The sequence below is a fragment of the Klebsiella sp. CSG-1 genome (assembly GCF_056521145.1).
The window spans coordinates 395,142-407,454 of sequence record NZ_JBWNLD010000002.1; the positions used below are offsets into that span (position 1 = coordinate 395,142).

The 12,313-nt window shown below is 57.6% G+C and carries 12 protein-coding genes; 2 read left to right on the forward strand and 10 right to left on the reverse strand.

Annotated elements, in window-relative coordinates; translation table 11 throughout:
- Positions 1-9: 9 nt before the first annotated feature.
- Both mdtN and AC007G_RS06460 read right to left on the reverse strand, forming a co-directional pair.
- Complete coding sequence (gene mdtN / locus AC007G_RS06455) at positions 10-1,038, reverse strand: multidrug transporter subunit MdtN (RefSeq protein WP_142629865.1); 1,029 nt, start codon at positions 1,036-1,038, stop codon at positions 10-12.
- Positions 1,039-1,044: 6 nt separating this feature from the next.
- On the reverse strand, positions 1,045-1,275 hold the full coding sequence (locus AC007G_RS06460) for a YtcA family lipoprotein (RefSeq protein ID WP_369974010.1): 231 nt from the start codon (positions 1,273-1,275) through the stop codon (positions 1,045-1,047).
- 310 nt (positions 1,276-1,585) lie between these two features.
- Here AC007G_RS06460 and yjdI point away from each other — a divergent pair, with 310 nt between their 5' ends.
- Positions 1,586-1,816, forward strand: a complete 231-nt coding sequence (yjdI, locus tag AC007G_RS06465) for a 4Fe-4S mono-cluster protein YjdI (protein ID WP_015585797.1) — start codon at positions 1,586-1,588, stop codon at positions 1,814-1,816.
- Between the two features lie 11 nt (positions 1,817-1,827).
- Positions 1,828-2,100 (forward strand): GNAT family N-acetyltransferase, encoded by a 273-nt coding sequence (locus AC007G_RS06470; protein ID WP_004867312.1) that lies wholly within the window; start codon positions 1,828-1,830, stop codon positions 2,098-2,100.
- Positions 2,101-2,262: 162 nt separating this feature from the next.
- Here the strand turns inward: AC007G_RS06470 and AC007G_RS06475 are convergent, their stop codons facing one another.
- The 8 genes from AC007G_RS06475 to AC007G_RS06510 all read right to left on the reverse strand — a co-directional run bounded on the left by AC007G_RS06475 (position 2,263) and on the right by AC007G_RS06510 (position 12,289).
- Positions 2,263-3,501: an MFS transporter gene (locus tag AC007G_RS06475; protein ID WP_142629863.1), complete on the reverse strand. Its 1,239-nt coding sequence runs from the start codon at positions 3,499-3,501 to the stop codon at positions 2,263-2,265.
- A 183-nt stretch (positions 3,502-3,684) separates the two neighbouring features.
- The gene (locus AC007G_RS06480) at positions 3,685-4,908 is read right to left on the reverse strand and encodes an MFS transporter (protein ID WP_142629861.1); all 1,224 of its coding nucleotides are present in this window, start codon (positions 4,906-4,908) and stop codon (positions 3,685-3,687) included.
- Positions 4,909-5,396: 488 nt separating this feature from the next.
- Positions 5,397-6,845 carry an EAL domain-containing protein gene (locus AC007G_RS06485; protein ID WP_142629951.1) on the reverse strand — a complete coding sequence of 483 codons (1,449 nt, stop codon included), beginning with the start codon at positions 6,843-6,845 and terminating at the stop codon, positions 5,397-5,399.
- A gap of 28 nt (positions 6,846-6,873) precedes the next feature.
- Positions 6,874-7,779 carry a fimbrial protein gene (locus tag AC007G_RS06490; protein WP_032690837.1) on the reverse strand — a complete coding sequence of 302 codons (906 nt, stop codon included), beginning with the start codon at positions 7,777-7,779 and terminating at the stop codon, positions 6,874-6,876.
- 17 nt (positions 7,780-7,796) lie between these two features.
- A complete protein-coding gene (gene fimG / locus AC007G_RS06495; protein ID WP_479466572.1) occupies positions 7,797-8,300 on the reverse strand; it encodes a type 1 fimbrial minor subunit FimG in 504 nt (167 codons plus the stop codon).
- A 12-nt stretch (positions 8,301-8,312) separates the two neighbouring features.
- Positions 8,313-8,843 (reverse strand): type 1 fimbrial adaptor subunit FimF, encoded by a 531-nt coding sequence (fimF, locus tag AC007G_RS06500; protein ID WP_032690839.1) that lies wholly within the window; start codon positions 8,841-8,843, stop codon positions 8,313-8,315.
- 10 nt (positions 8,844-8,853) lie between these two features.
- Positions 8,854-11,490 (reverse strand): fimbrial biogenesis usher protein, encoded by a 2,637-nt coding sequence (locus tag AC007G_RS06505; RefSeq protein WP_032698831.1) that lies wholly within the window; start codon positions 11,488-11,490, stop codon positions 8,854-8,856.
- A 73-nt stretch (positions 11,491-11,563) separates the two neighbouring features.
- On the reverse strand, positions 11,564-12,289 hold the full coding sequence (locus tag AC007G_RS06510) for a fimbria/pilus periplasmic chaperone (RefSeq protein ID WP_032690913.1): 726 nt from the start codon (positions 12,287-12,289) through the stop codon (positions 11,564-11,566).
- Positions 12,290-12,313: the final 24 nt, after the last annotated feature.

Here is a 12,313-nt window from a genome sequence, read left to right on the forward strand (position 1 = left end):
AGCGCCTCCTTACTGAGGCTGAAGAACGGCGCTGGCAGAGGCGCCCATACGGAAGAGTTCAGGGTCAGGATATTTCACCGCGATCTTCACCGGGAAACGCTGCGAAACATGAACCCAGTTGATGCTCTTCTGAATAATCGGCAGACCTTCAATTACGCTCCCGCCTTCAGGCAGCACGCCGGAGCCGACGGAATCGACTACGCCGGCGAACGATTTATCATGATTGGTCATGATAGTGACTCTGGCCGCTACGCCGGGGCGGACATTTTTAAGATCGGTTTCGCGGAAGTTGGCGATGACATACCAGCGGTCGTCATCCATTAAGGTAAATACCGGTTTTAACGCCGAGGCGTACTGGCCGACGGTGGTTTTCAGCGCCACCACCACGCCGTTAAAAGGCGCCCGGACTTCGGTAAATTCCAGGTGCAGTTCCGCCAGCGCGATCTGCGCCAGTATCCCCGCCCGCTGGGCAACCATGGCATCAACGCCGGTAACGGCGGCCGAAGCCTGTTTCGCTTGCAGCAGAGTGGCGTCGAGTTCCGCGCGGGCGGCTTTTTCGGCGGTTCGCGCCTGGTCGAGATCTTCTTGTGAAGCAAAGCCCTGCGGGACTAACGGTTCAAGACGCGTGCGTGACGACGTGGTCTGTTTTACCAGCGCCTTCGCGCGTTCTACCGCGGCGGCGACGGACTGGGCGTTGTACTCCTGCGCCTTAATTGTGCGCCGGGTCAGCATGATTTGCGCATCCAGCGTGGTCAGCCTGGCCCGGGCGTCATCGAGCATCGCCTGATAAGGGCGCGGATCGAGACGAAACAGCAGATCGCCTTTTTTCACCCGCTGGTTGTCGCGGATGGGCATCTCTACGATCCGGCCGCTCACTTCCGGCACCACGTCGATGGTATCGGTGTAGACGTAGGCGTCGTTAGTTTCCGGCGAGGTCTGAAGCTGCCAGATAACCAGGATAAGCGCCACGATCGCGGCGAGGACGAGGGCCAGCAGAGGCCACTTTTTCCGTAATACGCTTGGGCTGGAGTTTGTCATAGGGGCTTAGTAAACAAAGAAAAGGAACCACAGGAGCGTGGCGAACAGGAACATCAGAGCCAGGTAGCTGAATACCAGCGGAGAAAAACGTGATTGCCAGCCTTTGCGGACGATCAGGATATGACAGGGAATGAGTAACAGCACGCCGCCCAATAAACAGAAAAACCAGCCAGGAAATGCGGCGCCTAATACCGGAATCGCTGGTGATAATGAACAACCAGAGAGAAATAAGAACATGAATAATAGCGCCGGACGTGCCAGCTTCACTCGATAATTCAAAGGATAATTCCTGAGCGCTCGTACCATTGTGGAGTGAGTTTAATCGCCCTTTCGGGGAAATAAAAGCAAAGGGAAGAGACGGGCTGTCTATTTTATGGGGACGTCAGCGCCGCTCCCGCAGGAAAAGTGAATATAAAATCGTTTATTTCGCATCAATGCGATAAATCTTATGACATATATGAAGGTGATTTTTGATCTCACCATAGCTGGCGTTCCGCGGCGGGGCTATGCTTAGCTGCTGAACAAGAAAAATAACTGAGGCAATGTCATGGATAAGGAATTACTGGAGGCGGGCTACCGCGCATACACCGGCGAGAAGATTGATGTCTACTTCAACACGGACATCTGCCAGCACTCGGGGAACTGCGTTCGCGGTAGTGCAAAACTCTTCAACCTGAAGCGTAAGCCGTGGATCATCCCGGATGAAGTGGATGTTGCCACCGTCGTGCGCGTGATCGACACCTGCCCGAGCGGCGCCCTGAAGTATCGCCAGAAATAAGTGAGGAAATGATGGAAATACTGGAAGGCCATAACAAGTTTTACGTCAACGATGCGGCAGGGAATCAGGTCGCGGAAATTGTGTTTGTTCCCACCGGCGAGCATCTCAGCATTATTGAACATACCGATGTCGATGAGAGCCTGAAAGGACAAGGTGTAGGCAAACAGCTGGTGGCGAAAGTGGTGGAAAAGATGCGCGGAGAACAGCGTAAAATTATCCCGCTATGTCCGTTCGCGAAACATGAGTTTGATAATACCCGCGAGTACGATGATATCCGGGCCTGAAATAAAAGCACCGGTCTAAGCCGGTGCTTAATTTTAGATGATGAAGGGCTCCTGCATCCGGGGGGCCTGTTATTGGCGATGATGGCGAATAATATTCTTGCGCCAGCAGGGGTTCGGCATGCCGCCTGACGTCTGAAGTCGCGACCGGGAGCATTTCTGTCGTCAGCCCGGCCCTTCATTTTCCAGCTTCTGCCTTTTGCGCAGGTGGGGGAAAATGGTCATCCATATAGCCACTACCACCAGTGTGCCAATCCCGCCAAGCGCCGCGGCCGGTACGGCGCCCATCCACGCTGCCAGCAAACCAGATTCAAACTCCCCAAGCTGGTTTGAAGTATTAATGAAGATGGCGTTCACCGCATTGACCCGGCCGCGCATATCATCAGGCGTATCCAGCTGTACCAGCGCGCCGCGAATCACCATGCTCACCATATCAAACCCGCCCAGCGCGGCCAGCGCCAGCAGGGAAAGCCACAGCTGAGTAGAAAGCGCAAACACCAGCGTCGCCAGGCCAAAGCCGGCCACCGAGGCGAACATGATCAGGCCCACGTTCTTTTCCAGCTTGTGGCGACTGAGCCAGACGCCGACCAACAGCGCGCCGACCGAGGGCGCGCCGCGCAGCATCCCCAGCCCCCAGGGGCCGGTATGGAGAATATCCTGGGCGAAGATCGGTAACAGCGCCGTCGCGCCGCCAAGGAGGACGGCAAACAGATCGAGCGAGATCACGCCCAGCACATCTTTTCGCTCGCGGATAAAATGCACGCCGGCAAACAGGTTAGTGAGATTCATCGGCAGACGGGGTTGCGGCGGCCGCTCGTAGCGCAGCTGGCTAACCAGCACAATAGAGAACAGATAGAACAGCGCAGATACGCCATACACGACTTCCGGACCCGCCACGTACAGCAGACCGCCAAGCGTTGGGCCGATAATGACCGCCGCCTGCCCTCCGACGGAACTGGCCGCCATCGCGCGCGCGAGGATCGGCGGCGGCACCAGGGCTGGCAGCATCGAGGTGATCGCCGGCCACTCCAGCGCTTTTGCCACCGAGATTAAAAAGACCAGTCCCCAAATCTCAATCTTGTCCGCCCAATGCAGCAACGTCAGCGCGACCAGTCCGAGTAACGCTACCCATTCAATGAACTGGCCAAGCAGCACAATCCGCCGCCGATCGAACTGATCCGCGAGGTGTCCCGCAGGGAGAGCCAACAGGACCGAGGGTAAGAATTGCATCAGACCGATCATCCCGAGCGCCATCGCGCTATGGGTGATGGCATAAATTTGCCAGCTTACGGCCACCGAAAACATTTGAAAACCGAACGATGAACAGGTGCGCGCCAGCCAAAAGGTGACGAACGCCCTGTGCCGCAGCAGTGAATCATCCGCTGCGGATACCTGTGAACCCATAGTCTTATCCCATTTAAAGCCAATATTCCGGCCAGCATCGTCGTACCGGCCTGGTGCGAAGTCCGTCAGGGACTTTTATTTTTTTTACCGCCTGACAAGGTGCGATATCTTGTGAGTTCGGGCAGTGGCAAGGCGTGCGCTTTGCCACCTGGACTTAGCGTAAACTTGAAGGCGAGGTTGACTTTATTTTGTGTTGCTCATTCGATTCAACCAGAGCAAAACGCCGACCGCTCCCAGACTGAACAACGAAACACTGTAGAGTGCGTTAAATGCGCCAAAGTATTGCGCTATCACGCTGGTTATACCGGTGGAAACAGCGGCGGTCAGTACCTGTCCGCGCCATGCCATCGCACTGGCTTTCGCTACGTGTGTTTGCGAGAAGTTTCTAAGAATACCGAAAGTACCCAAAGAAAATACAATATTCGATGCCATATGCGCACTGAAGATCAGACTTAGCCCGACGCAGGGATATCCGGCGGATAGGGGTAATAAAAAATAGCTTCCGATAAATGTCCCCAGGCATATAAGCAATATGCCGTTATTCGCGCTAAATTGCTGCAATTTACGGGCATCAAGCATGAACGGCCCGCAGAGCTGCCCCAGGCTGCGCGCAAAAAGTAGCGGTAATGCCAGTCTGGCTGAATCCTCAGGCCGGATTTCTTGTGCCAGTGCAGGTAAAAGCGCCATTGCTGGTGATCCCACAGCGGCAAGTGCGGGTAACAGCATAATGCTTCTTTTTTGCAAGGGAGATATGGCGTGCCAGAGCGGTTTCTTTCGGCCAGACGTAGCCTCTGCAGGTTGCGGTTGTGCTCCGCGAAAGGTAGAAACGGACATCATAAGCAGAACCACTGAAGCCGTAAAACTGAGGGCATCAATGGCGAGTAGATGCACAGGCGTAATCAAGTCAAACAGGAGAACCCCCAAGCCGGTACCCAACAAAACCTGTGAGGCAAAAATGATGGTTTCCATGGCCGTTGCAGCAGGGAGTTGATCATGACGTAATCCGCGTTTAAACAATAACGTCAGCGCCGGGTAGCTTATGCCGCTGAACAGTGCTTCCGCACACTGCACGACCAACAGGGCCGGGACGTTATGATGCAGCAAACCATACAATGGAAAAACAAGCGCAAGCAGACCAAGTATCTCAGTAAAAATCAGGATCAGCAGTGGTGAGGTTGTCTTACACAGCATTTCGCCCCAGATGCTGCCAACAAAGCTGGGCATCATCGATAGCATATACACCAGGGTAAGCGTTGCAGAAGAAGCCTGCCAGTGTAAAAGCTGGCCGAAAATAATGACCTGAGTAAGCCCATTGCCCAGCGATGACAGGATATAGGCAAAACCAAGCAGGCGTAGCCAGCGATGGCTACGCAGTGCGCCAATGAGCGCAAACAGCAACGTGTTCATGCAGAAAGATTCTCATCTTAAATAACAGAAACCCACGTAGCCGACAGGCAACGCGGAAGATAAGCACTGTTAAAAAGAGAAAATCGTTACATCGGAAACGGTACGCTACTGGAAACGGAGATAACACTTTAGCACAGAAAAAATCAGATAATGCCCTTGAAGTTGAATACCCACTCCTCGCTCAAACCTACCCTCGGACTCATTGCTTCTGCCGTCAAATGCCTCTTTGAAATGTGCCGTCGATCTCACAAGGTGAGCGGCCTGATACGTAACCAGACTGAGAAACGGAGACGGCTGAGCAGCCTCGCCCCGCTACCAACAGCCCGCTGCTGCTCATCAAGAGCTGGCGGACTACCCCCGTAATCCAGGGGTTCTGCCATCGATCCCAATGGCGGTTTCAATCGGCATCGGGGCTGAGGCTTAACGGAGAATCCCGACCAGGATAGTCGGGGTTTTTCATGCAGGACGGAGCTGAAAATGGGCGGGATTTACCCGGCAATGCTGGTGGGATAGCGCCCCGGCGAAAAACGCTGAATAAGATCCGCCAGATTATCGCCGGTGATCGGCGGTGAGATCAGATAGCCCTGAAAGCGATCGATCCCCAACGCCTTCAGCATATTAAATTTTTCCAGGCTATCGACCCCTTCGGCAATACAGCGGCTACCGGAGAGCTGGCAGTAATAGATCAGGCTTTTGATCAGCGCCAGAGCATGGGGATCCCGCTGCAGATCGTTCACGATACTGATATCCAGCTTGTACTCATTAAAGCGCACGGTGCGGACCGGAAACAGGACGCTGCTACGCGAAAAGCAGTCGTCGAGCATGATGCGAAAGCCCTGCTGCTGTAAGCGGGCGATCGTGTCGCCCGTTTTACTGTGACGATTGAGATCGACAGTTTCGGCAAATTCCAGTACCAGCCTCTCCCCCTGCTGCGGTTCCTGCAGCTGCTGACGGGCCGCCTCCATCATCCGGATAATGTTGGCGTTGTTGGCGATGACCGGCGGGATGTTAACCGCGAAATAATAGTCGCCCGGATATTGATTGATATTCTGTACGGCCTCCTGCAGGACAAATGCCGTGAGCAGCAGCCAGGCATACTCCGAGTGTATCTGCGGCAGAAACTCGCCAGGCAACAGCACATCGCCATTGCGTCGCCAACGCGACAGCACTTCGATGCCCTGTAATATCAGGCGGCCATCGGTAATGGGCTGAAACACAGGAAAAACTTGCCGGCAGTGAATGGCATGGATGAACTCGCGTTCAAAAGCGGAGAGCGCGGCAACCGCGCTCGTTTTCTGTCCTTTGGTCTGGCTGCCGGGAAAACGGCTGGCCAGATGGGGATGATGTTCCACCATCTTTTTCAGTCCTGAGCTTCTCTGGGTGTAGAGGGTTTTGTGGCTAAGCCCCCGACGTTGCGCCTGATGATTGATGCTGAATCCCCGCAGCCAGTCCAGCGCGGTGCTCAGTTCCGGTTTGCTCACGCCGGCGGCCGGTTTAGCGCAGATGACACTCTCCTGGGACGCCAGCTGCGCCAGCAGGGGATAGCTTTGTCCGGCGTCGGGGCTGAGCAGTGCCGCCAGCTGTCGACAGGGTAAATCAGAGGCCACGGCCCGTACCCTGGCCAGATGGCGAGGCTTGCCGACCTGATGTAACAGCGTTTGCCACAGCCAGTTGGCCGGGCTGCGGCTGAGGATCAGCATCGGCAGCGGAACGGCGCTGTGTTTCAGCAGCAGCCCCGCCTGTCGCAGAGTGAGCAGCAGCCAGAACGGATCGTCGGGTAAAAAAACCACGATACGCCTGACGGTCACAATATCGGGGATTAACAGCGCCTCGTGAAGCTGAGGGAACAGGCGCCTGGGCCGCAGCAGACCGCCGTCGTCCATCATGGAAGAGAGCCCCTCGGCGGCGATCGCACAGGGCGAAAGAATATAGTCCACCGGCGGGGAGGCCTGCGTCGCGCAGCCATTACTGGTAGACAAACGTCACCCCAATAATGGACTGCACATTACCTGCCGTCACCTGACCCGTGGTTCGCGCATAGGTAGCGGTTAGCCCCAGATTGACCGGCGAAGTACCGACCGTACCCAGCGACACCGTGCTGTTGGCGGGCACGATGCTGCCGTTACGCGTCATCTGTACGCCAATCCCCTGCGCCGCCGATGTCGAAGCGGTATTGCTGAAGATCGAATTGGCGGTATCGGCGGTGGTGCCGGAAAGGTAGTAGCCAAGATTCTGGTTTTGCGCGCAGTGCACCGTCACCGGAACGGCCATAGAGCCAGGGTAATCCGGAAGCGTTACCGTAACATCGCGAGCGGAGACATCGCAGCCGCCGGTCGGCACCACGACATCATTGTTGGCGTAAATGTTCCAGACAAACTGATAGGAGTCGCTGTTATAGTTGTTGGTCTGGTGAAGAATGAGCACCGCGATCAGGGAACCGGAGGTGATCGCCACCCCGCCAGCGGTGCTGACCGGCGTCAGATAGAGCACGGTAGGCCACGGTTTATCGGTGGTTGAATCATAGATGACCCGCGCGGTTTCCGTGGTGGTGGGGAAGGGGTAGGAGGTACCGTTGTACTTTACGGTGCCGGAAAAGCTCGACAGCACCCCGCCATAGGCGGAGCCTCGTTGCAGGGTCACGTAGTCGGTAATGGTTTGCGGATAGTCGTTATGGCAGAAGATTTGCGTGGAGAGATCGACCACCAGGTTCTGCCCGACGTTCACCGCCGGCGTCAGGTTGACGTAGACGTTCGCGCTGCCGCCGCCGATGGGGATCGTCGCCCCGGTCGCGGTTTTGCAGGCAAAGGACCAGGCATTAACCGACCAGCCCAACAGCAGCAGCGTGGTCAACAGGGTAATCATTTTTTTCATCAACTTACTCTCCTGATTCAGGCGTAGGTGTAGGTGACGCTAATCACCGCCTGAATGGTTCCCTGGGTGGCGCCGCCGTTGACCGTCAAGGCTCTGACCTGTAGCGGGAAGCGGGCGGACTGCGTGGAATCATCGACCTGGACTGATTTAGTGGCGCCGTTGTTCAACGTCGTTCCGCCGTCATCCTGCAGCTCCAGCTGGATATTGCCGGCGGTGCCCTGGTTTTTGTAATACCCGGTGGCGTCTGCGGTGCCGCTAAAGCTGGCGGTGACGCGGGAGGTGCCGACGGGGCAATTGCTCAGATCGAGCGACACCCCGTGCCAGGCCGAAGCGGCGCCTGCCGAGACCAGGCTAAAGGTATACAGGTCGCCGAGATCGACGGTGGCATTCGTGGTCGAGACCGTGCAGGGTTTGGCGACCACTTTGCCGTTAACGGTGATCGTGATATCGGCCGCCTGTAGAGGAGAGCAGGCCAGTATCAGCGCGCTCCCCAGAAGCCATTCTCGGGGAATCCATTTCATCTCAACCTCCGGTTACTGAAATTCCAGCGTGAATGTCGCTGTCGCGTTGACGTGCCCGGCGGTAACCGGCACCTGGGTGGCCATCAACCGCGCATAAAAGTTCAGGGTATTGGTCTGCCCGGGCGTCAGCGTCGTCCAGGCGATTGCCGTTGAGGGGGCGTTCAGCGGCAGCATCGTCTGCTGACCATTGAGAATCTGCACCCCCATGCCCGCCGCGGCCGACGCGCCGCTGTCCAGCTTCAGCAAGCTGGTGTTGTCGTTATCCGCCACGCCGGTGAAGCCCACTTTGACCGCAGTCACCGAGCTGCCGCAGGGCGACAGCACGATGCGAAACGGCACCACCGGCGTTGTCGCGCCGATGGTGTTGAACTGCTTAGCGGCGTTATCCATCAGGTCGACGGTAAAGTCTTTCGACTCGCCCGCCACCGCGCAGGCGTTATCCCGGACATATCCGCTGATGGTAATGGTACTGTCGGCCGCGAAAGCGTTGGCGATGGTCAGCGACAGCACGGCCCCCAGCAGATACAGCGATTTGGTCATCATTATTTCTTCCTTAGCGACAGACGGCGGACAGCTGGCTCAGCGCCTGCTGCTGGCTCTCTTGCGGCAGCTGATACTCGGCCACGCAGCTGGCATCGGGGCCTTCACCCCATGTCACCTGCACTTTGCCGGCCAGCGGCATACCGCTCAGATAGACCTGCCCGTTATCGGCCACGATACTGCCGCTCTGGTTATTGGCTGAGGTCACCATGGCGCCAAACGGGACCGGCTTGCCATGACGGGTTAGCGTCATCAGCAGCTTCATGCCGACGTGCGCTTTGAAATCTGCGCGCACGATGGCGCCGTGCGTGGGCACCACGCTGACCACCGCATCATCCAGGTCGACGTTGTCCGCCAGCGTGTTGGTGTCCAGCGCCACGCGGTTCTCACGATATTCGGTGGCGTACGGCAACACCGCATAGCCGCGCCAGTCGGTACGTACCCCGGTCTGGTTTTCCACTTTCACGTTGTCGGCGCCCGGGGCTTTAATCAGCACCACCGTATCGTTCAACGGCTGGCTCAAGGTGACGCCGTTGCCATGAGCCAGCACGCCGCCGCTCACGCCGTAGTACAACTGTTTCAGGCCATCGCTGCGGCTGTAGCCGACGTTGGCGTTACCGTAGCCGCCGCGATAGTTCAGCGCCGCGTATCCGGTGCCGCCGCTCCCACCGTTGCCGCCGCCGGCATAACCGGTCTGCACGCTGTAGCTCAGGTTATTGTCCTCCAGCAGCGTGCCGTACAGCCCGGCCAGGTTGGTCATCCGGCCATCGAGATCGTGCGACATGCTGTAGCTGGCGCTGGCGTGGCGCCAGACTGATTTGCTGTCCGAGCGCAGCCAGTGGCTGAACGGAATGTTGACGTTGACCGCCAGCATCTGGTCGCGCCCCTGCTGCCAGGCGTTTTTGGTCAGGCTGTAGCTCAGCGTCCAGTTGATATCGTCCACCGCGGCGTTCAGCCCGGCCTGCAGCTGCTGGTCCGCTTTGCCGGTTGACCAGTAGGTCTGATGGCTGCCGCTCAGGTAGAGCGTGGCGGTGCGTCCCAGCTGCTGGGTGACGCTGACCTGCACCTTGCCGCGTTTGCTGTAGGCGAGGTTGTAGTAGTCGGTAAATTTGGGCTTCACCTGGATAACGCCGTCCTGGGTCTCGACGTCGTAGCCGCTCATCCGGCTATAGGTGGTATCGGCAAAGCTGTAATAGCCCCGCGTAGAGTAGCGGTAGCCGACCAGCTGAATATTGGTGCCGACTTCGTTAAGCGATTTGTTATAGAGAAAACGCAGCGACTGCCCCTGATGCTTGCTGTCGTCAGGTAGCGTGGCGTTTGCCTGGGTCACATCCAGCGATACGGCGCCGAACTCGCCCATGTTTTTGCCGACGCCGAGGTTAAAGGCACGGTAGCGGTCGGCAAGCTGGGAGCCGCCGTACAGCGTCCAGCCCGCCGCCAGGCCGTGCAGCAGCGTCCCCTGGAAGAATTTCGGCTTCTCCTGCTGGTCGTTGCCGCTGCGATATTCCCCCGCCGTCAGGGCGAAGCGCGAATGGCCCTCACGCTGCAGCACCGGCACCGTTGACCACGGCACGGTAAAGACCTGGCGGGTGCCGTCGGTCTCTTTGATGGTGACCTGCAGATCGCCGCCGTTACCGGCGGCATAGAGATCGTCGATCGTAAACGGTCCCGGCGGCACCGTACTTTGATAGATCTCATAGCCGTTTTGCTTGATCGAGACCTGCGCCGTGCCACGGGCAATTCCGTGGATCACCGGAGCAAACCCCTTCTGACTATCCGGCAGCATATTGTCGTCAGAGGCCAACTGGGCCCCGCGGAAGTTGATGCCATCGAACACGTCGCCGTTGGTATAGCTGTCGCCGAGCGTCAGGCGCGAGCGTAGGGGGACAATATCCCTCTCCAGCCAGCTGTTGACGTGCTGCCACTTATTCTCGTTGCTCGATGAACTGCCGCCGCTGCTGTAGCTCCAGGTGGTGTTATCGCGCAGGCGCCAGGCGCCGAGGTTGAGGCCGCTTTGCAGATTCAAATAGGCATAGTTGCTGCTGCCGCCGATATCGTTATGGACATTGTTGCCGGTAAAGTTGTAGTTCAGCAGCCCGGCGGTGATGCCGTCATCCCACAGTTCGGGCGGGATATATCCGCGCGCACGATTGCCCATAAAAGCCTGCGGCACGGTGAGGTACAGGCGCTGTTGGCCGACGTCGAAACGGCTGGTCGACTCTTTGATCATCTCCGCCATCGGCACGCAGGCATCGGCCGCGAGGGCATTCATACCGGCCACTGCGGCGGTATTGACGCCCATGCTGGCCAACTGGCCGCGGGTCAGGCAGGGGGCCAGGCCGTGGTGGTTCTCTCCGCTCTTAAAGGTGACATCGCGGGTGGTCATAAAGCCGTTATTCAGGTAGATATCGACGCGATAGGTGCCCGGCGGCACCTCTTGACCCTTTTCGAAACTCGACAGATCCGCCACCGCGGCAGGATCATCGGCGAGGAAACGCGGGTTAAAGTAAAGTTCCGCCTGCGCGGAAAAGGCCTGCATGGCAAGCAAAAGGGCCAAAGGGAACCGGGCAAATACGCGAGCCGATCCCGACGCGCGGCGCCGCGCATGCCGGGCACCCAGGCGGTCCGATCCATATTTCAGATGTGACATAGTCCCTCCGGTCCGAAGTCGCCCGGCTGTCAGTTCTTTTTATATTTCAGGGGATAACGCTATTTCCCCGTGGTTATTGCAGTACGCCCTTCATCCGTGGGGTCAGTGCGCCGTAGTCGTTAATCGTCCGGTAGGTGATGTCGCGTCCGGCGTCGGACGGGATTTTGACCGAGGCTTCCCCCATCGGTGGGACCAGCGCATTTTCCAGCACCCGGGTGCCGGCATTGAGTTCGGTCACCGTCAGGTAGTAGGGCGTGGGATTGATCAGCGTCAGCGTGTTGGCACTACGGCGAAACGTCAGCTTCTCCGCCGCCTGATCCGGCGACAGCGCGAGTTTCCCCGGGCGGTAGTAGAGCTTGATGCGGCTGATAATCGCCAGCTGCAGCGTGTTATCGCTAAGCTTTGATTTATCCATCGAGGGGATGGCCTTCACGTTCATCCAGAACAAACTTTCTCGATCCTGCGGCAGCTTGTCGTTGGTCGCATCGATTATGCGCAGCGTATTCTCTTTTTTGCCCTGCATGGCGAACAGCGGTGGGGTTATCACAAAGCGCCCGTCTTTTTGACCGTCGGCGTTTTCGACCCACGACTGAATCAGATAGGTGCTGTTGTCGTCATTGTTGGTCACCGCCAGCTGAACCTGTTTTTGTCCGGCGGGATAAATAACTCGGGTGGCTCCCAGCGCCACGCCCGCTTCGGCACGCGCAACGAAACCGGCGGTCGCTATCATCAATAAGCCCGCCAGTAAGCAGCGTGTCATCCCCAGTGTTTTTCTCACGTTTTCCCCTTTTATACTCACCGTTATGTCCTGCATCCGGTATGC